This is a genomic window from Paenibacillus sp. J31R34 (assembly GCF_059383715.1).
The window spans coordinates 161,190-181,285 of record NZ_JBXENU010000003.1; the positions used below are offsets into that span (position 1 = coordinate 161,190).

Annotated in this window: 20 protein-coding genes; 17 read left to right on the plus strand and 3 right to left on the minus strand. The window is 49.4% G+C overall.

Translation table 11 applies throughout. The features are described 5' to 3' along the window. The 7 genes from thiI (at nucleotide 1) to AC50YG_RS10105 (ending at nucleotide 6,547) form a co-directional block, all read left to right on the plus strand. Nucleotides 1–1,230: a tRNA uracil 4-sulfurtransferase ThiI gene (gene thiI, locus AC50YG_RS10075; protein ID WP_473759718.1), complete on the plus strand. Its 1,230-nt coding sequence runs from the start codon at nucleotides 1–3 to the stop codon at nucleotides 1,228–1,230. A gap of 176 nt (nucleotides 1,231–1,406) precedes the next feature. After that, entirely contained in the window at nucleotides 1,407–2,084 is a 678-nt protein-coding gene (locus AC50YG_RS10080; protein WP_494826580.1) for a TerC family protein, read from the plus strand. 245 nt (nucleotides 2,085–2,329) lie between these two features. Further along, nucleotides 2,330–2,812, plus strand: a complete 483-nt coding sequence (locus AC50YG_RS10085; protein ID WP_473759715.1) for a hypothetical protein — start codon at nucleotides 2,330–2,332, stop codon at nucleotides 2,810–2,812. A 58-nt stretch (nucleotides 2,813–2,870) separates the two neighbouring features. Continuing rightward, on the plus strand, nucleotides 2,871–4,712 hold the full coding sequence (typA, locus tag AC50YG_RS10090) for a translational GTPase TypA (protein WP_494826582.1): 1,842 nt from the start codon (nucleotides 2,871–2,873) through the stop codon (nucleotides 4,710–4,712). A 32-nt stretch (nucleotides 4,713–4,744) separates the two neighbouring features. Continuing rightward, nucleotides 4,745–5,068 (plus strand): YlaH-like family protein, encoded by a 324-nt coding sequence (locus AC50YG_RS10095; protein WP_046230392.1) that lies wholly within the window; start codon nucleotides 4,745–4,747, stop codon nucleotides 5,066–5,068. A gap of 129 nt (nucleotides 5,069–5,197) precedes the next feature. Beyond that, entirely contained in the window at nucleotides 5,198–6,256 is a 1,059-nt protein-coding gene (locus AC50YG_RS10100; protein ID WP_473759714.1) for an LCP family protein, read from the plus strand. 75 nt (nucleotides 6,257–6,331) lie between these two features. Next, nucleotides 6,332–6,547: a hypothetical protein gene (locus AC50YG_RS10105; RefSeq protein WP_494826584.1), complete on the plus strand. Its 216-nt coding sequence runs from the start codon at nucleotides 6,332–6,334 to the stop codon at nucleotides 6,545–6,547. Nucleotides 6,548–6,550: 3 nt separating this feature from the next. Here AC50YG_RS10105 and AC50YG_RS10110 read toward each other — a convergent pair whose 3' ends face one another. After that, nucleotides 6,551–7,168 (minus strand): YhcN/YlaJ family sporulation lipoprotein, encoded by a 618-nt coding sequence (locus AC50YG_RS10110; RefSeq protein ID WP_341282169.1) that lies wholly within the window; start codon nucleotides 7,166–7,168, stop codon nucleotides 6,551–6,553. Nucleotides 7,169–7,284: 116 nt separating this feature from the next. Here AC50YG_RS10110 and AC50YG_RS10115 point away from each other — a divergent pair, with 116 nt between their 5' ends. Together AC50YG_RS10115 and AC50YG_RS10120 are read left to right on the plus strand one after the other, a co-directional pair. Beyond that, nucleotides 7,285–8,616, plus strand: coding sequence for a PhoH family protein (locus tag AC50YG_RS10115; RefSeq protein WP_473759708.1), 1,332 nt, complete (start codon nucleotides 7,285–7,287; stop codon nucleotides 8,614–8,616). Between the two features lie 215 nt (nucleotides 8,617–8,831). Further along, complete coding sequence (locus AC50YG_RS10120) at nucleotides 8,832–10,139, plus strand: extracellular solute-binding protein (RefSeq protein ID WP_494826586.1); 1,308 nt, start codon at nucleotides 8,832–8,834, stop codon at nucleotides 10,137–10,139. On the opposite strand, the gene AC50YG_RS10125 is transcribed toward AC50YG_RS10120, so the two are convergent. Both AC50YG_RS10125 and AC50YG_RS10130 read right to left on the minus strand, forming a co-directional pair. Next, nucleotides 10,134–11,231, minus strand: coding sequence for a hypothetical protein (locus AC50YG_RS10125; RefSeq protein WP_494826587.1), 1,098 nt, complete (start codon nucleotides 11,229–11,231; stop codon nucleotides 10,134–10,136). The two genes, AC50YG_RS10120 and AC50YG_RS10125, sit on opposite strands and share 6 nt — an antisense overlap. A gap of 221 nt (nucleotides 11,232–11,452) precedes the next feature. Further along, nucleotides 11,453–11,689 carry a DUF2626 domain-containing protein gene (locus AC50YG_RS10130; protein ID WP_056041661.1) on the minus strand — a complete coding sequence of 79 codons (237 nt, stop codon included), beginning with the start codon at nucleotides 11,687–11,689 and terminating at the stop codon, nucleotides 11,453–11,455. A gap of 269 nt (nucleotides 11,690–11,958) precedes the next feature. On the opposite strand from AC50YG_RS10130, the gene AC50YG_RS10135 reads away from it, so the two are divergent. The 8 genes from AC50YG_RS10135 (at nucleotide 11,959) to rsmH (ending at nucleotide 20,086) form a co-directional block, all read left to right on the plus strand. Then, nucleotides 11,959–12,612, plus strand: a complete 654-nt coding sequence (locus tag AC50YG_RS10135) for an RsfA family transcriptional regulator (protein ID WP_494826589.1) — start codon at nucleotides 11,959–11,961, stop codon at nucleotides 12,610–12,612. A gap of 99 nt (nucleotides 12,613–12,711) precedes the next feature. Beyond that, nucleotides 12,712–13,725: a ketopantoate reductase family protein gene (locus AC50YG_RS10140; protein WP_494826591.1), complete on the plus strand. Its 1,014-nt coding sequence runs from the start codon at nucleotides 12,712–12,714 to the stop codon at nucleotides 13,723–13,725. A 13-nt stretch (nucleotides 13,726–13,738) separates the two neighbouring features. Then, nucleotides 13,739–14,134, plus strand: a complete 396-nt coding sequence (locus AC50YG_RS10145; protein WP_056041655.1) for a DUF3397 domain-containing protein — start codon at nucleotides 13,739–13,741, stop codon at nucleotides 14,132–14,134. A 175-nt stretch (nucleotides 14,135–14,309) separates the two neighbouring features. Continuing rightward, nucleotides 14,310–15,950, plus strand: a complete 1,641-nt coding sequence (bshC, locus tag AC50YG_RS10150; RefSeq protein ID WP_494826592.1) for a bacillithiol biosynthesis cysteine-adding enzyme BshC — start codon at nucleotides 14,310–14,312, stop codon at nucleotides 15,948–15,950. A 26-nt stretch (nucleotides 15,951–15,976) separates the two neighbouring features. Then, a complete protein-coding gene (locus AC50YG_RS10155) occupies nucleotides 15,977–17,236 on the plus strand; it encodes an adenosylhomocysteinase (protein WP_046230404.1) in 1,260 nt (419 codons plus the stop codon). A 162-nt stretch (nucleotides 17,237–17,398) separates the two neighbouring features. After that, nucleotides 17,399–18,442, plus strand: coding sequence for a DUF4349 domain-containing protein (locus AC50YG_RS10160; protein WP_494826594.1), 1,044 nt, complete (start codon nucleotides 17,399–17,401; stop codon nucleotides 18,440–18,442). A gap of 179 nt (nucleotides 18,443–18,621) precedes the next feature. After that, on the plus strand, nucleotides 18,622–19,059 hold the full coding sequence (mraZ, locus tag AC50YG_RS10165) for a division/cell wall cluster transcriptional repressor MraZ (RefSeq protein WP_494826596.1): 438 nt from the start codon (nucleotides 18,622–18,624) through the stop codon (nucleotides 19,057–19,059). A gap of 76 nt (nucleotides 19,060–19,135) precedes the next feature. Continuing rightward, nucleotides 19,136–20,086 carry a 16S rRNA (cytosine(1402)-N(4))-methyltransferase RsmH gene (gene rsmH / locus AC50YG_RS10170; RefSeq protein ID WP_494826598.1) on the plus strand — a complete coding sequence of 317 codons (951 nt, stop codon included), beginning with the start codon at nucleotides 19,136–19,138 and terminating at the stop codon, nucleotides 20,084–20,086. Nucleotides 20,087–20,096 lie beyond the last annotated feature (10 nt).

The following is a 20,096-nucleotide window of genomic DNA, read 5'->3' on the forward strand; positions in this document are numbered from 1 at the left end:
GTGATGTATGATAAAGTGATCATTCGCTACGGCGATCTGGCTATGAAGGGACGCAACCGCGGGATGTTCGAGAAGCGGATGCTCCAGCAGCTTCAGCTGCGATTGAAGGATTTCGCCGCGCTGACGTATTCAAAAATGTTCGGCCGGCTTTATATTAATTTGAACGGGGAAAATTATGCGCTCATCGCGGAAAAGGTCAAGGACGTTTTCGGTATTTCCACCTTTAGTCCAGTCGTAAGCGTTCAGCCGGAGCTTGCGGAGATTCGGGCAGCAGCGCTTGCGCTGATGAAGGCGATCCCGCAGGAGCCAGCGACCTTTAAAGTAAGCGTAAAGCGCGCATGGAAGAAGTTCCCGCATACGTCGCAGGAGATGAACCATTTGGTTGGGGCGCATGTGCTGCGTGCGATGGAAAATTTGAAGGTGGATGTCAGGAAGCCCGAGGTGGAGCTGAAGGTTGATATTCAGGAGGAAGCGGCCTATATTTTCAACGAGGTCGTTGACGGTCCGGGCGGCTTTCCATTTGGGACGAACGGCAAGGCGATGCTGCTGCTTTCTGGCGGCATTGACAGTCCGGTAGCGGGCTGGATGGCGATGCGCAAAGGGCTGGAGCTTGAAGCGGTCCATTTCCACAGCTATCCGTTTACGAGCGAGAAGGCGAAGGAGAAAGTGATTGAGCTTGCTAAAAGACTTTCCTATTACAGCGGCGCTCCGCTGAGGCTGCATCTGGTGCCTTTTACGGAAGTTCAGACGACGCTGGCCCAGTCAGGACAGGACCCGCTTATTATTACGCTGATGCGCCGGGCGATGCTTCGCATTACGGAGCGTCTTGCGGAGCTCAATCACGCTCATGGCATTGTAACAGGCGAAAGCTTGGGCCAGGTAGCAAGCCAGACGCTCGTCAGCATGGATGTCATTGGGCGGGCGACCGTGCTGCCGCTGCTTAAGCCGCTTGTAATGATGGACAAGCAGGAAATTATTAATGAGGCGGAGCGGTTGGGCACGTTTGCCACCTCGATTTTGCCTTATGAGGATTGCTGTACGTTGTTTTTGCCGAAATCCCCAAGCATTAAGCCGAATTTGCGGTTTGTGGAAAAGGTTGAAGGTTATTTGAATCAGCAAAAAAATCTGGATCAGCTGCTGAATGAAGCCGTGCAGCAAACGGAAGTGATGTTTCTTACGCCAGAGGACCCGGAGCCGGAAGCAAGTGCCGGTGAAGACCGTTGGTTCTAAAAGCAACGAATAGCAGCTTGCTGTAAGCTGCTTCAATGTATAGACCGTCTCACCATGAAAAGGGTAAGGCGGTCTTTATTTGTTAAGAGGCAGAAAAGCAGAGTGGCCCGCTTTAGGCTTTCCGGCATATTCGCCCCAGCTTGGACATACAGGTGGTAGTATAGGGGGCGAGTATAATGGACAGCTTTTTTATATTTATGCAGATCATTCTGATTAATCTTCTGCTAAGCGGCGATAATGCTATTGTAATTGCAATGGCAAGCAAGCATCTGCCAGAGCAGCAGCGCAGGCGGGCGATTTGGTGGGGAACAACGGCTGCTGTTGTCCTGCGCTGCGTGCTGACGATGGCGGCGATTTCCTTGCTGCAGACACCGTTCTTGCAAGCCATTGGCGCTGTAATGCTGTTTTATATTGCCGTAAAGCTGCTAGCGGATGCGGGCGAACTGGGTGGCGAAGGCGGAGCTTCGCATAAAATAGGCCGTGCGACCTCGCTGCTCGCCGCGGTATGGACAATCGTGACGGCTGATTTTATTATGAGCCTTGATAATGTGCTTGCAATAGCGGCCGTGGCGAAAGGGGAGACCCTGCTATTGATTGTAGGAATCGCTTTAAGCATCCCGATGATCATTTGGGGCAGCCATATACTGACGAAGCTGCTGCAAAAATTTCCTTCGCTCATTTATATTGGCGCCGGGCTGCTCGGTTTTGCGGCTGGAGGCATGCTTGTGAATGATCCGGGCATGCACCGCCTGCTATTCAGCAGCTCAGCCACCGCTACTCAGGCGATTCCGCTGCTGAGCATCCCGTTCGTCATTATTATCGGCATCCTGATGCGCCGATCGGCGGTGTCGTAAGCCGTTATGCGTGCCAGAGGAGTCGGCAGCAGGAGTTCGGAAAGGCACAAAACGGCAGTACAAGCGTTTGTTGATTTTGTAAAACGCCTACAGGGAGAGGGCGTTTTAGGCGCTTTGCTAATTTTTTTTTCATGTTGCCATAGTTGCACTGGTATTTTCACTTCACTTCCTTTAAACTAGTAAAGATAAAAACTGTCGTCTTTCGTCAGGATATGCGTAAGGCGTTGTAAGGAGCGGAAGCGCGGATGCCTAACAACAAATATTCCGCTGGAATTATTGTGCTGCTGGCTGGTATCGTAATATTGCTTGGCAAACTGGGTGTGTTCAGCTTTTTGGGATCCAATTTTTGGCCGCTTCTCGTTCTTATTCCGGGAATTCTGCTGCATGTGCTGTATTTCGGCAGATTGTTTCCGGCAGTTGTTCTTATTCCGGGAGGCATGCTGATCGTTTATTCGATCTTGTTCATGCTTTGTATCATGTTCGGATGGGAGACGCTCAAATATGTTTGGCCGCTGTTTATAACGGGTGTAGCGGTTGGGCTGTACGAGTACCACTTGTTCGGCGCATCCCGCGAACGCGTTTTTTTTAACGCCTCCGCCATTCTCGCTGTTACATCGGCTGTACTGCTGATTTTGGCGCTCGTTTGGAGCTGGGGGATATATGCGATTGCTATTATCCTGATTGCGGCCGGAGCATGGATGATGATGGGGAAACGATCCCGCTGGTAGACGGCAAGCAATCGGTTAGGATTATACAAAATTAGACAAATGGAGTGGATTATTAGTTATGCAAGCAAGAGAGAACATTCGGAACATCGCGATTATCGCGCACGTTGACCACGGCAAAACAACATTGGTTGACAAACTGCTTCAGCAATCAGGAACTTTCCGTGAGAACGAAGCGGTTCAGGAGCGTGCGATGGATTCCAACGATCTAGAGCGTGAGCGCGGAATTACAATTTTGGCGAAAAATACTGCGATTACGTACAAAGATTATTTGATCAACATCGTTGATACACCAGGACATGCTGACTTTGGCGGCGAGGTTGAACGTATTATGAAAATGGTTGACGGCGTATTGCTCGTCGTTGATGCTTTCGAAGGCTGTATGCCGCAAACAAAATTCGTATTGCGCAAAGCATTGGAATCGAACCTGAAGCCAATCGTAGTATTGAACAAAATTGACCGTCCTAATGCTCGTCCATCAGAAGTTGTGGATGAGGTGCTTGACCTGTTCATCGAGCTAGGTGCAAGTGATGAGCAGCTGGAGTTTAATGTCGTTTATGCTTCCGCATTGATGGGTACTTCCAGTCTTGACCCTGACAAACAAGATGAGAACATGGAAGCGATGTATGAAACGATCATTAACCATATTCCTTCGCCAACAGAGAATGTAGAGGAGCCGCTGCAATATTTGGTGACGCTGCTTGACTATAATGAATACTTGGGTCGTATTGCGGTTGGCCGTGTAAACCGTGGTATCGTTCGTCAAGGACAAACCGTTGCTGTTATGACGCGTGATGGCGGCAAGAAGCAGGCTAGAATCGAGAAGCTGTTCGGCTTCCAAGGTCTGAAACGGATTGAAATCGAAGAAGCAGGCGCTGGCGACATTGTAGCGATTGCAGGTATTAAAGATATTAACATCGGTGAAACGATCGCTGATCCAGCGAATCCGGAAGCTTTGCCGGTTCTGAAAATTGACGAGCCTACGCTGCAAATGACTTTCCTTGTCAACAACAGTCCTTTTGCTGGCCGCGAAGGCAAATGGGTTACTTCCCGTAAATTGCGTGAGCGTCTGTTCAAAGAGCTTGAGACGGATGTTGCTTTGCGCGTAGATGAAACGGAGAGCCCGGATGCATTTATCGTATCGGGACGCGGTGAGCTTCACTTGACGATTCTGATCGAGAATATGCGTCGCGAAGGCTTTGAGCTGCAAGTATCGAAACCTGAAGTAATCATTAAGGAAATTGACGGCGTGAAGCAAGAGCCTTACGAGGGTCTGATCATTGACGTCCCGGAAGAAAGCATGGGCGCGGTTATGGAGAGCCTTGGCTCGCGTAAAGCTGAAATGGTCAACATGGTGAACAATGGCACAGGCCAAGTTCGCTTGGAGTTCATCATCCCAGCTCGCGGTCTGATCGGCTACCGTACTTCTTTCCTTACCCTTACACGCGGCTACGGCATTATGAACCATGCGTTTGACAGCTATGGTCCACTTGCTGGTTCCGGTGTTGGTGGACGTCACCAAGGCGTGCTTGTTGCTACTGAAAATGGCGTAACGACGTTCTACGGCATGATGGGCGTAGAGGATCGTGGTATTCAGTTCCTGGAGCCAGGTACTGAAATTTACGAAGGCATGATCGTTGGCGAGCACACGCGTGACAACGATATCGTCGTAAACATCTGTAAAGAAAAGCAATTGACGAATATTCGTTCCGCTGGTAAAGATGATACAGTCAAACTCAAAACTCCTCGTCTGTTCTCTCTGGAGAGCGCGCTTGAGTATTTGAACGATGACGAATATTGCGAAATTACGCCGAAGTCGATTCGTCTTCGTAAAAAAATCTTGAACAAAAGCGAACGCGAGCGTGCAGAAAAACAACGCAAAACATCACAAGCTGGCGTTTAAGGCGCTAGCCGCCTGATTGGAGGTTTAACGGCATGCAGCAATGGTTTAGTGAACATTGGGTCGTTTCTTATTTGCTCATATTAGGATTCACGATTTATATTTTCAATACCGTGTTTCGGGCGAATAATGCGAAGCTGCCAATTCTAAAGGAAGTACTGGTTTACATTTTGATCGTATTCGGTTCTTTCGTGCTTTGGATTTTACAGGTGGATTCGCTGCCGATTATTCAATGTATGGGAATTGCTGTATTAATGATGCTTATGCTTCGCGGTCGCCAGCTGTATGACAAGCTGCAAAGTAAACGGGCAGGCAAGCACGCTGTAAAGGAATCAGACTCCGGAAGTAACGGCATATGAGACGTTAGCGTGTTCTTAAGATCGGATCTGCCTTCTGCAGCAGCGCTATCCGCGAGAATTCGTGGGTATCGCTGCTTCTTTGCGTAAAGAGGACGGAAACGAAATACAAAGGATTTGAAGGTGGTTGCTATGACCGAAGGCTCTAAAGGATTACCCCCAAGAACGGCTGCAAGCAGGCCGGGTGGTGCGAAGAAAACAGCTCCAAAGCCTAAGAAGAAAAAGAAAAAAGGCAGCATATGGATTAAAATTATGTTTGCTGTGCTTTCCGTTCTTATTTTAATTATGCTCTATGTCGGTTATCTTGCTTACGTGGCTACTAATGCGGTTGATACGATTGGTACAGCGAATAATATTGTCGTGCCAGAAGAGGAGTCCGTTAAGAAAAAGCCTACGGGCATGGTGCTGCTCGGTATTGATTCTCGTGAAAATGGCGGAGGTTTAAATACCGACGTTATGCTTGTCGCTATTTTTAACCCGAATACAAAATCAGCCTCCGTCGTCTCGATTCCACGGGATTCGGTGCTGCAAGTAGAGGGCTATCGCGAGCGGAAGGCGAATGCGAATTACAGCACTTTCTTCAATAATGCCCGTACTGAGAAGAAAATGGACAAAGAAGCGGCAGAGAAGGATGCAAAGAAAGAAATTCGTGATATGCTGTCGAAATATTTTGGCGTTGATTTGAAGTATACCGGCATTATTAACTTTAAAGGCTTCACCGATGTTGTTGATGCGCTTGATGGCGTTGAGGTGAATGTCGAGATGGATATGCGTTACCGGGATACGGCCGATGGCACAAACATTAATTTGAGCAAGGGCCAGCAGGTGCTTGATGGAAAAAATGCCCTCGATTATGTGCGTTATCGCAAATCGAATCAGGGAACAGCCGAATCCAGCGACTTCGACCGCAATCGTCGGGAGATGGAAGTCATCGGAGCGATTTTTGATAAAATGAAATCGTTTGAGGGCGTTACGAAATACGATAAGGTCATCGGCGCAGTCGGTAATAATTTGACGCTCGATATGCCTCCATCTGAAATTAAAAATATGCTGAGTACATATTTGGGCATGGGCAGCTCCGATATTGCGTTCCAAGCGTTAAACGGAACGTGGAAGAGCCCGTATGTATATGTTGATTCCACATCCCTTGAAGAAGCGCGTGCGGTGCTTCAGGCAAAAATGGCTGAATAACCATAGACGCTGGATTCAATAATGGCTATAATAGGAGCTAAGGATACCGAATGCTATTCCTGTTAGAAGGAGGTCATGCTGATGACCGTGTTCCTAGCCGCCAATTTCGAGCAACTCATCGAAGCTGATTGCATGCCTCGTTTTAAACGTGGTTCTGCAGGTGTGGCTATGACGGCAGCAGCTTGTCCAAAGGTCGTTTCGGTTATCTGTACTTCTCATGAACAAGTATGTACGTCTATAAGAAAGCCTGACGATCACTCGATCGTCAGGCTTTCTGTGCGTTTGCGTTAGTGATTAATGCTTGTCTCCATTCGTTGCGTGCTTTTGGATTTGCTTCTCATGAAGGTGCTGCTCCTGGACTGGCGATTGGGTGTGGGATTGCGTTTGTGGCCGCTCCGGCTGATGAGACGTCACATTGCGTGGTATTTGCGGGATGATGCGGCTGATAATATCGGCCATTTCTTCAGCGAAGCCTGTTATCGGCTTTCCACGCCTAATGTCGGCTCCCATTTCCTTCAACCGCTGAGAGACATCCATATCGGCTGTTACAACAGCATCCATGCCGTACGGATCTTTATGGAAAGCTTCGGCAACGGAATATTTAATCGTACCGACACGTGCGCGATCCAGCTTGCTGTCGATATCAATGCCGACAACGGCTGTTTTGCCTAACACGACGCAATGCGCATTGTTTACGCCGCGAACGCCTTTTGCCAGCTTTTCAAGATGCTCAGCAACTTCCTTATTCGTTTTCAATGGTTTAACGGAATCTTCCGCAAGCTGCTGCGCCCTTACGGCGCCATTCGCATGATTTTGATGTGGAGAGGGTGATGCCATTTCGTTTCGCTTGACGGTGCTGCAACCAGCCGCAATAACAGCGATTGCGATCAAAACCAATAACCGTTTATACACGTGAGCCACCTCGTCTTTCTTGTTGCAGATCGTTATGTCAGAACCTAGTGTGCCCGCAGTATAGTATGGCTATGTATAGGCCTTTCAATTGAATGTCCACGCCGGGAGGGTTTTTCATGAAAAAAATATTCGTGCTCGATACAAATGTGCTGCTTCATGATCCGCAAGCGATCTTCGCCTTTGGCGATAATGAAGTAATCATTCCCGCGGTGGTATTGGAAGAGATTGACTCCAAGAAAAGATTGGCAGACGAGCTTGGCCGCAACGCCCGCTCTATCTCGCGTTCGCTCGATAAAATGCGTGAGCAAGGACGGCTTCACGAAGGTATTCCGCTGCCTGGCGGCGGCGTTCTCAAGGTAGAATTAAATCACCGCAGCTTCGTGCGGGTGCAGGAAATGTTCGGTGAGATGTCCAATGACAACCGAATACTGGCAGTAGCGCTGAATTATCATTTAGAGCAATTGGATCGCCAGGAGATAAGCTCTGTCGTGCTGGTGAGCAAGGACGTGCTCGTCCGCATTAAAGCGGATGTGCTCGGACTGATGGCAGAAGATTACATGTCTGACCGCATCGTAGCACCTTCTGACGTATACGCCGGGTATGTGACGTTGTTCGTTCATCCTTCAATTATTGACGAGTTTTATTCGTATCGGTTTTTGACGGTGAAAAATTTGCAGCTTGGCAGCAGGCTGAATCCAAATGAATTCGTCATCCTGCGAGATGAAATGGGCACCTCCAAGTCCGCGCTGCTCAAGGTGTCTCAGGACGGGGTTAAGCTGGAGCCGCTGTTCCTCAGCAATGATCCAGTGTGGGGCATTACGGCCCGCAACGCGCAGCAGCGCATGGCGCTGGAATTGCTGCTTAACGATGAAATTCCGCTTGTCACCTTAACGGGTAAAGCTGGCACAGGCAAAACACTGCTTGCTCTAGCTTCGGGCCTGCTCAAGGTAGAAGATGAGCATAAATACAAAAAGCTGCTAATTGCTCGTCCGGTCGTTCCAATGGGCAAGGATATCGGATATTTGCCAGGGGAGAAGGAAGAGAAGCTGCGCCCTTGGATGCAGCCGATCTACGACAATTTGGAATATTTATTCGATACGAAAAAATCCGGAGATATTGAAAAAATATTGATGGGTCTCGGCAGTATTCAAGTAGAAGCGCTGACCTACATTCGCGGTCGTTCCATTCCCGGCCAATTCATTATCATTGATGAGGCGCAGAACTTGACCAAGCATGAGGTGAAGACGATTGTATCGCGCGTAGGAGAAGGCAGTAAAATCGTCCTCATGGGCGACCCGGAGCAAATCGACCACCCGTATTTGGATGCCACAAGCAATGGCTTAACGCATATTGTGGAGCATTTCAAAAACGAAGGCATCAGCGGCCACATGACGCTGGAGAAGGGCGAACGCTCCAAGCTGGCCCAGCTGGCAGCAGATTTGCTTTAATAGCTGGCTCATGGTTCTGTTTGTATAAGAGGACTGCGACGAAATGAGCGCAGTCCTTTTCTCTGCGCTTCCCCATTTGGTGAAAAAGCCAAACCTTTCATGCAGCGCCGCTCCGTTTTCGCCAATTTCCCGCTCTCTACTAATTTGGACAATACTTGTATTAATTGCTATGATATAAAATGTGCCCAGATGAAGGCAGAGGGGGAAGGGTTGCTGTGTCGATTAGGAAATACGCTACAATGACAGCGGTATTGGCTTTATTCATTATTATTTTTCTTCTATTAAACTTTAGCGATAGGACCCTTAACCGGGCTGAAAATTTAAATAGAGATACGAATGCCGAGCCGGCGGGCGGAGAAGAGCAGGCAGATCAATCGCAGATACTAAATGTAACCGTTTCCATGGATGAAGATGAGTTTTCTAAGCTTAAGGAAGCGACGAATAGCTATCAAATGAAGCATGCCAACACAACGGTCAAGCTGACAAATATTGCGGATGAAGGCGATGGCTATGCCCAGTGGAAAAAAGCACTGGAGCTTGGAGCAGCGCCCGATATTATGCTCATGGACAGCGAATGGGTACGCGAGTTTGCGGTGCGCGGCTTGCTGAATCCCGTCGATGTGCCCAGCACCTCTGACACGATGGCAGAGCGGCCTGCGAGGCTGCTTGATCCGCTAAAGTGGAACAGCTATTTGTGGGGCATCCCTGTTGATGCCAACCCATATGTGACGGTGTGGAACAAGGCTTTGCTCGCTGATGCAGGCTTATCGAAGCCTCCAGCGGATTGGGACGCTTTTAGCAATCTGCTTCATAAGCTGGAAAGTGGCGCCAAAGATTGGCAGGCGCTATATGTAGAGCCTCATAATGTCGCATCCTTGCTTGTCTGGCTCGATGAGTGGACAGCAGAAGGAGAAGAGGCTGGAGCGGCCTATTTGCATTTTGACAGCAAGGCTGTGCAGGAACAGCTAAAACGTCTGGACTCGTTATCCGGACGAATTACGTCGTCAGCTCTGGCAGATTATAGCTTGTCCACTGGCACGCAAATGGAGGAGCAGCATATCGCCGCTGCGAGTATTCCTTGGTCCATTTACAGCAAGCTTTCCGCGAAGGAGCAAAATAAGCTGCTGCTTGATAAAGGAGCGATGCATGATGTGTGGCTTGGAAGCAGGAGCTATGTCGTCGCGGGAACGAGTAAAATGAAAGAAGAAGCGTTTACGTGGATTAAAGAAATGGTGGAAATTGGCGGGCAGCAGCAAAGCTATGCTGTAACAGGGAAGCTGCCCGCCAAAAACTCCTTGTATACAGGGGCCGATAATAGTCAGGAAAGCGGTACAGCGGGGGCCGGAGGTCCGCCACAATGGTGGCTTAAGGTGCTGAATGGCGAGCCTTCCGCTCAGCCGCCCGATCCTGACTGGCACGAGCGCTGGATGCATACGCAGCTGCTTTGGCAGCAATATGCAGAAGGCGAAATCACGATGAAAGCATTCGTCCAAGCTGTACAGGCTATAGGGAAATCCCTATAGCTTGACTTGCAAGGTGACGATAAGCTCGCCGTCTTTAATTTCCACATCCGTTGCTTGCAGGAAAGAAATAATGAAGGAGGGGTAGAAGCCAAGGTCAAACTGCTTCTCCAGCTCCTGCTTCGTTGTGTCAGGCAACGAAAGACCGTTGAATAGAAGCTCGTCTACATGAAAAATAATGCCATTGCGGGGCTCTTGCTCAACCGTATAATGGCCAGTCACGCTTAATTCCAGCGCATCCCGCTTGCCATATGCGGTTAAGGAGCCATCTTCAAAGGAGAAGGAAAATTGCTCAAAGCGGTCATCTTGTTCCCGCAAAAATGTATTCAAGGCATCTTCGGGAATACGAATCGTGTAAGTTAGGCCACTGGTTTCCAAATACTGCTTATTATTTTGCAGCCAATCAGGCAGCTTCTGCATCGCTTTGGATAAGGCGCTGAAATGCTGTTTGACTTCATACAGGCCAATTGACTCCCAGTAGTTGGTCAATTCCTCCATCATAAGCCGCAGCTTGTCTGCGTCCGAACGTCCGGCAAGTCCACCTTCTATTTGCTCCTGCAGTGTAAGCACCCTGGCACGCTGCTCTGTGAGCCTCTGCTCGATTGAGGCGAGCTCTTGCTGCTTCTTGCTCAGTTGCTCGATTCCTTGCGCGAGCTGGGCATATTCCTCCTTGTACAGCTTCATTACATCGCGGTCATGCGCGAAAATCAAATCCGCATATTCCATGACCATCAAAAAATCCGATAATGATCGTGACGACAGCAACGCGGTCAGCCAAATATCCCGATCCCCCATATAATAAGCACGCAGTACTTTACCGGCTTGCTCGCGTTTGTGAGCGATTTGCTGCTCCTGTTCTTCCAGCGCTTGCTTGGCGCTTGCTGTTTCTTTGGTCAAGTCAGCCTGCTGTACCTGGACGCGCTTGATTTCATTATCGATTTCAACGACTGACAGGCTTTTTTCCAGCAGCAGCCGGGTTTCCTCGCTATTAGACGGCTCAGGCTCGGCGAATGCAGGCATCACGCACCAGAGGGACAGCATGCTGGCCATCAGCGTAATCAGCGCGAACCGTGTAGGAAAGCTTTGAAATGCCACTCTCGGCCTCCTCTCTTCTTGGCGACATAAAGGGATGTCGATATCCTACAGCCATCATTATATGCGGCGAATTATTCTATTATATCTTACATTTGGAAAAGCATGAACAGGACTATAGGGCAATAATCGCGGCATTTCAGCGTATACAGCCCGTTTAGCACACCAAAAAAACGGCGGACCCATAAGGATCACGCCGTCTTTTCCCAATATTCAAGCGGAGATTAAAAAGGATTGCCCATTTGGAACACGGTCCAATATGTAAAGCCTCCAAATGCGATAATCATGTAGCCCCAGAACATAACGATGTACGTTTTTTCTGTAAAGTTCAAATAGCCTAAAAATACGAAAGCTACTGCTTGGGCGAAAAACAATAATGCAAATTCTGTCATATGTCCAGCAAACGCCATAAGGCCAATGACAAGGGTCCAGAAACCCAAAACCCGATACATACGTGCCATATCTGTATATCCCCCTTTCGCTTTAGACACGATTTTCTACAGATTATTATAACGTTTGTACAAATAGGTGTAAACCTGCTATTTCAACTGCGGACAACATTTTTTGCGAAGAAAGTTTGCTTTCTGCATAAGTTTGCACCATAAACAGCCTGAATATGTATGAGGGCTTGAAAAAATGGTTATACAATTTAGTATCCAATAGATTCTATGAACTCTACCAAGGGCATAGATATAAGGTAAGCGTCTTTACGTTAGGAGGTTTTGGTTGCATGACAGCAGTCAGACAAGATGCGTGGAGTCCAGACGATGATTTAATTCTCGCCGAAGTGACCCTGCGCCATATTAGAGAAGGCAGTACCCAGCTTGGAGCTTTCGAAGAGGTAGGGGAGCGGATTGGCCGTACATCCGCAGCATGTGGATTCCGCTGGAACAGCTGTGTCCGCAAGCGTTATGAAGAAGCCATACAGATAGCCAAGCAACAGCGGCAGAAACGCAATTATTTGAAAAAACAAGCGATAGCGGCAACTCCGCAAGTATCTTCGCTGCCCTCTTATGAGGCGACAGATGAGAGAGGTTTCAAAGCGGAATCGCAAGCAACGGAAGAATTGCTTTCCATTGATTCGGTTATCCGTTTCCTGCGTCAAATCAAGACAACATATCACGATGTAGGACGTCAGCTCAAGTCGTTCGAGAAAGAGCTGAGAGATAAGGAAGAGGAGCTTGGCCGTTTGCGGGGCGAAAATGAAAGATTGTCTCGTGAGGTGAACAATGCTCAGAGTGATTACCACACCGTTAATGATGATTACAAAACGTTGATTCAAATTATGGACCGTGCCAGACGGCTTGCTGTGCTGACGAATGATGAGGAAGCGAAGCCGCGCTTCAAGATGGATGCCAATGGCAACCTGGAGAGAATTGAATAGAATCGATAACAGCCCGCCGGATGATTCGGCGGGCTGTTGGCGTCTTTAAAGGATATGCGTATAATGGAATAAAGCGTAAGGAAGCAGGGGGTAGAGGGTATGCATATCGCCATAGTAGGCGGAGGAGCGCTGGGACTGCTTCATGCAGCGAAGCTGGCCTCTACGGAAGCCGAGGTTACGGTATGGACGCGAACGGAGCATCAGTCCGCTCTACTGGCGGATGAAGGCATTCGCTTGCTGGAGCTTGACGAAGCGGGCGGAGCCAGGGAAGCGTCACCGCAGCCTGCAAAGATAGCAAGGGTACATAGCAGAAGTTTAAGTGCGGCAGCAGCTGAAGCAGAGGCAGAGACTGGCTGCGTAGGGCAGCAGCAGGTGCCAGATTGGATAATCGTCACCGTCAAGCAGGCGGATTTGACGAGGGAGCTGCTTCGCGCCATAGGGAAGCTCGCGGCGCCTGCTGCGGCTATTCTTTTTTTGCAAAATGGCATCGGACATCTGGAGCTGGCGGCGCAGGAGCTTCCGGGGCTTCCTTTATTTATTGGAGTTACGACCGAAGGGGCGCTTCGCCAAGATGAAAGAACGGTCCGACATACCGGCAGAGGGCAGCTAGCACTCGGCCCAGCGTCTTTAAATAGACAAGCAGCGGGCAAAAAGGATGAAAATCAACAAATTATGTTGCAAAATGCCTTGCATTTGGCAGGATTTACGGTGTTGCTGTCGAAGACAATGAACAATCGAGTTTATGAGAAGCTCCTCATTAACGCAATCATTAATCCGCTTACAGCTATATTCGATGTGACGAACGGCGAGCTGCCACAGCATTCGGCAAGGCTGCGGCTTATGCGCGCTTTATATGAGGAAACTAATGAGATTTTACGCGTGGCAGGCGGGGCAGAGCTTGGCGAGGGCGCTTGGGAGAGAGTGCTTGCTGTTTGCGAAGCTACTTCCGCCAACGTGTCATCGATGCTTAGCGATGTACGGGCAGGCCGTCCTACTGAAGTACAGTGGATTAATGGGGGCGTTTCCAGCCTCGCTAGACGTGGTGGCATGGAATCGCCGCTGAACGATGCCATGAGCGAAATGGTACGGCATTTGGAGGATGATCGGCTATAGGGAGGCGATACGGATGGGGATAATATGGGAGAGCATCAAGCATTTTTATGCTTATATGGCGGTTATTCCAGTAATACCTTTTCTCTTGATTTATCTTGGCTACGGAGCTATTATACAGGACCGCAAAAAAGCCTTTCGTCTGGCGATGGATGTGACGACCGCATTGCTGATCGGCTGTGTGGCGGTATTGCTTGATTCCTTGTTCAATAATTCTTTCGGCTTGTATGGCATTTTATTGTTTATGCTGATTGGCGGAGGCTTGCTGGGCAATGCCCAGTTCCGCAAGCGCGGCAGCGTCAATGTGAAAAGAATATTTCGCGCCGTATGGCGGCTTGGTTTTTTCACGATGAGCATGCTTTATCTGCTGCTAATGTTCATCGCCATCGGCCAATCTATATTTTCGATATAATTGCGGACTGTGATCAGACTGCAAACGGCTTCAAGACGGGTCTTTTTGCAAAGGGCCTGTTTTTCTTTTTGACGCGCGCCCTATATCTTGTGTACAATCAATTTGTCTGTTACAGGCAGAATCATAAGCATTTACGCTTAAATATATGGTTTCAATTAGGAGGCAGGGGTGGCTTATGTCTACCGAAACTTATTCATTACCAAGCACTCAGCCGCTCACGGACGCCTATGTTAACCTAACGGACTCAAGGCTTGAGTCCTTGTTTGGCTATCATCCGGGTCGCAAGGGCGATTGGGAGCTGCGTGCCAAGCGGCTTGCTGAATCAGCGGGCACAAGGGCGGATGCTGCGACAGTCGCAGCTGTGCTGCGTGATTACAATAGCAAATGGAAGGCTGCGCCCGAGGCGCTTGCTGCCATTGATGCGATTGCGGAAGGCGCGCCAGTTATCGTTGGCGGCCAGCAGGCTGGACTATGGTCTGGACCACTTCTCGTTATACATAAAGCCGTATCGATTATCGGCGCAGCCCGCCATGCCGAGCAGTTGCTGGGAAGAAAGGTCGCTGCCGTATTTTGGATTGCTGGAGAGGATCATGACTGGGACGAAGCGAATCATGCCTATGTGCTTACTGCTGACCAAGGGCTGCGCAAGCTGGCGGCTGCGCGTCCGGAAGGGGCAAGAACATCGGTTAGCCGGACGGCTATTGATTCAGGTACGTGGGCTGAGCTGCTAACCGAGCTGGAGCAGGCGCTGCCTAATTCCGATTTTAAGCCGGAAATTCTACAGCAGCTGGGACAAATTACGGAGCAAGCGCAATCGTTATCGGAAATGTTTGCAGGTGTAATCAGCTGTTTGCTGAGCAAGCAAGGCCTCGTTATTATGGATGCTGATGATCCGCAGCTGCGCCAGCTTGAGGCTCCTATGTTCGAGAAGCTGATCACTTACAACGACGAGCTGGAGCAGGCGTATACAGCTGCAGCCAATCAAGTGAAGGAGTTTGGCTATCCGCTGCAGGTTGATGTAACGCCTGGAAGCTCTAATCTGTTTGTTTTCCAGACAGATAAAGGCCAGGAGCGGACCCTGCTTTATAAGCAGGAAGGAAGCTTTCAGAGCCGCAAGGGCGAATATTCGCTAACGAAGGAGCAATTGCTGGACATGTCGCGGCAGCAGCCGGAGCAGCTCAGCAACAATGTGCTGACACGCCCGCTGATGCAGGATTATTTGTTTCCGGTGCTTGGGACGGTGCTGGGCGCTGCGGAAATTGCTTATTGGGCGATTACTGGGGAAGCTTTCCGGAAGCTGGATATGGAAATGCCGATTGTATTGCCGCGCCTATCCTTTACGCTTGTAGAAGGTACAGTAGCCAAGCATATGGGCAAGTACGAGTTGACGCTCGAGGATGTGGCATTGCGCTTCGAGGAGCGCAAGCAGCAGTGGCTGGCTGAGCAGGATCAGCTGTCCATTGACGAGAAGTTTGCCACAGCGAAGCAGGCGTTTGAGGATTTGTATGCGCCGCTGCTTGACCTTGCTGCTTCGGTACAGCCGGGCCTTGCCAAGCTTGGCGATACGAACCGTCAGAAAATCATCGAGCAGATCACGTTTCTTGAGACGCGCACGAAGGATGCCCATGAGAAGCAGTACGAAGCGGCTATTCGCCAGCTGGACCGCATTGCGCTGTCCTTGTGGCCAAGCGGAAAACCGCAGGAGCGGGTGCTGAATATGACCGCTTATTGGAACCGTTACGGAACCTCGTGGCTCGACAAGCTGCTGGAAGCTCCTTTTTCCCCGCTAGGCGGTCATCAAATCATTTATTTATAAACTTAAAATTGGAGGATGAATATACCATGAGCACAATAGATAAAAGCATTATTCGCGATATTAAGCTTGCCCCGGAAGGGCATTTGAAAATTGACTGGGTTAGCGCCCATATGCCGGTGCTTTCGAGCATTCGCGAGCAATTTGAGAAGGAACAGCCATTCAAAGGCTTGAAAGTATCGATTGCGCTGCATTTGGAAGCGAAAACGGCTTATTTGGCTAAAGTCGTAAAGGCTGGCGGAGCGGAAGTTACAATTGCGGGCAGCAACCCGCTGTCCACTCAGGATGACATTTGTGCGGCGCTCGTAGAAGACGGCATTACTGTTTTTGCAAAGCATAATCCTAGCCCGGAAGAGTATAATGAGCTGATTATTAAAGCGATCGAATCGAAGCCGGATCTTATTATTGACGACGGCGGAGAGCTGATTACGTTGCTGCACAAAGACCGTCCGGATCTGCGTGAAAATCTTCGTGGCGGCGCGGAAGAAACGACGACGGGCATCATTCGTCTGAAAGCGATGGAGAAGGATGGCACGCTGCAGCTTCCAATGGTTGCGGTTAATGATGCCTACTGCAAATATTTGTTCGACAACCGTTATGGTACTGGCCAATCGGTATTTGACTCGCTAAACAAAACGACGAACCTCGTTATTGCTGGCAAAACCGTCGTCGTTGTAGGCTACGGCTGGTGCGGCAAAGGCGTAGCTATGCGCGCCAAAGGACTTGGCGCCAAAGTTGTCGTAACGGAAGTGGACGCGATTCGTGCGGTTGAAGCACATATGGACGGCTTCACTGTGCTGCCGATGATGGAAGCGGTCAAGCTTGGCGATGTGTTTATTACGGTAACCGGCAACCGCGACAACATTCGCGGCGAGCACTACAAGGTGATGAAGGGCGGCGCAATTTTGGCGAACGCCGGACATTTTGATGTGGAGTTCAATATTCCGGAGCTTAAGGCGCTTTCTACTAATGTGCGCACAGTTCGCAACAACATTGAGGAGTATCAACTGGAGGATGGCAGAAGCATTTATGTCATTGCCAAAGGACGCCTTGTCAACTTGGCAGCCGGCGATGGCCACCCGGCAGAAATTATGGATACGACGTTTGCGCTTCAAGCACTGTCGCTCCGTTATGTGAATGAGCAATATAAAGCACTGGGCAAAAAAGTAGTTAATTTGCCGTATGAGCTGGACGAAAGCGTAGCACGCATCAAGCTGGAATCGCTGGGTATCAGCATCGATACGCTTACAGCAGAGCAAATTGCTTATCAGGATAGCTGGAACGTTTAATCCCGGCTCCTTGTTGTATAGCAACAGAGAAATAGAGATATAGAGGAACAGCCGCTATTGCCGCTTAAACGCGGTAGCAGCGGCTGTTTTTGTTTCCTAATGAGCAACCTTTTGTCAAAATTTACGTCTAGGACGGTAAATAGAGCAAAGGGGGCCATTTTTATGAACAAAATAGAGAAAACAAAATGGAAAATGAAAGAGAGAGCAAAACAAAGAAGCTTAACTAAAACATTCGTTTTGCTGTTGGCATCGTTTATGTTAGCTATAATGCTGCTGTCGGGCTGTTCGTCTGCAAACAGCGATTATGCATCTGAAGGGGAAATGAGCAGAGCCGAGACTTCTAGCGAGCAGCTTCAAAATCAGAGCAGCAGCTCAGCAGCAAGTGATGGCGCGGCTGCTTCTACTGAAGCGGGCTCCGCTGCTGACAATAAAGCATTGACAGATGCGTCCACAGACAGCTTGATTGACAGCATGACTATAGGCGGAGAAGCGTTTAACCAAAAGCTGATCTATACGGCGACAATGACGATGGAGGTTGCCGACTATGAGGCGGCGGCCCAGCAGCTGCGTAATGCCATCCATCAGGCTGGCGGGTACATTCTTGCTTTTCAGGATGGGCAGTATGGCAATGAGCAGGGGGCGAACTATACGATTAAGGTGCCGGCTCAAGGGTTTATGCCATTTGTGGAGCGGCTGGAGGGAATCGAGAACAAGCATCTGGAGCGCGAGCTGAAAGGAACCGATGTGACGGAGGAATACGTCGATCTGGAAGCGAGGCTGAAGGCAAAGCAGGTGGTGGAGCAAAGGCTTCTTTCCTTCATGGATAAAGCGCAAAAGGCGGATGACCTGGTCAAGTTTTCGCAGCAGCTTGCAAAGGTTCAGGAGGAAATTGAACAAATTAAAGGGCGTACTCGCTATTTGGACAAAAATGTAGCTTTTTCCACGATTGAGCTAAGGCTGTATCAGCCTATCGATAGTACGATCAAGATGGACACGGAAGAGAAATCGCTAGGCGGCAAAATGCTGGCGTCCTTTAAAACAAACTATGAAGGAACATGGAACGTCATTCAAGGGCTGCTCGTCTTCCTCGCAGGAGCGCTTCCCGCACTCGTTATTCCAGTCATGATTGGACTTGTAATTTGGTGGTTTGTACGTCGCTCCCGCGCCAAAACTCCGCCTGCAAAGCCGGAGCCGGAGCAGCAATAAAGCACATCAAGCTTGCTTTCCTTGCTGGATACGAAGGGTAAGATGAAAATTTATTAATAAGGTCAAACATTTTAACAAAATCCTGCTCCTATGAGCAGGATTTTATTGTTGTATGGCGAATTACACTATGTTATGTGGAGCAAAGTGGGGAATAAGGGAGAGAGGGTGGAGGCGATCTTATGTTCATGGGCGAATATCAGCACAGCGTTGATGACAAAGGTCGGATTATCGTACCAGCCAAATTCCGTGATTCACTAGGCGCTTCCTTTATTGCCACCCGCGGTCTCGACAACTGCTTGTTTGTTTATCCAATGAGCGAATGGACCGTACTTGAGCAGAAGCTCAAATCGCTTCCGCTCATGAAGGCGGATGCTAGGGCATTCACCCGGTTCTTTTTCTCCGGGGCAACCGAATGCGAGCTGGATAAACAGGGAAGGGTAAACTTGCCGGGACATCTTAGAGAATATGCAAAAATTGACAAGGATTGTATGGTTCTGGGGGTTTCAAGCAGGGTAGAAATATGGAGCAAGGCGGTCTGGGACGGCTACTATGCAGAGTCCGAGCAAACCTTTAATGAAATTGCCGAGAAGCTGGTCGATTTTGACTTTAACTTTTAAACGGGCGATTTCGAAAACTTGCTAATGATGGAACTGGGCGACCATGACTAGACAACAAGAACGGGAGGGCAATTGCGTGTTTCAGCATGTAACAGTACTTATGGAGGAAGCGGTTGACGGCCTGGCCATTAAGCCGGACGGCATTTACGTCGATTGCACGCTCGGCGGGGCGGGACACAGTGAACGCATTGCGTCGAGTTTGGGCGAGGGAGGACGGTTAATCGCTTTTGATCAGGATGATATTGCGCTGAACCACGCAAAGATCAGGCTTGCACCGTATTTGGATAAAGTAACACTTGTGAAGAGTAATTTCCGGTATTTGGAACAAATGCTGCTCACCTGCGATGTGCCAGTTGTGGACGGCGTACCTCAAGTCGATGGCATCCTGTTTGACCTTGGTGTTTCGAGCCCTCAGCTTGATGAGGCAGAGCGCGGCTTTAGCTATAATCATGACGCGCCGCTCGATATGCGGATGGATCAAGGTGGTGCCATGACCGCTCATGAAATTGTCAACACCTGGGATGAACGTGAAATATCGCGGATTCTTTCCCATTATGGCGAGGAGAAGTTTGCCAGATCCATCGCCAGGACGATTATCAAGACGAGGGACAGCAAGCCGATTGAGACAACTGGAGAGCTTGTGGAGCTTATCAAGCTATCCATCCCTGCTGCGGCTAGACGCACGGGTGGGCATCCTGCGAAACGTACGTTTCAGGCGTTGCGCATTGCGGTGAATGATGAACTTCGGGCAGAGGAAGAAGCTTTGGCACAGGCGATTCGCTGTCTGAATCCAGGGGGCCGGGCGGCTGTTATTACGTTTCATTCCCTTGAGGATCGAATCTGCAAGCAACTATTTGCGAGCCTTTTAGAAAAATGCACTTGTCCGCCGGATTTTCCGAAATGTGTATGCGGCGGCACAGGAAAGCTTCGGTTGGTAAACCGCAAGCCGATCGTTCCGAGTGAGCAGGAGCTGGAGTCCAATCCACGTGCTCGTTCGGCCAAGCTGCGAATCGCAGAAAAATTGTGAGACCTTGAGG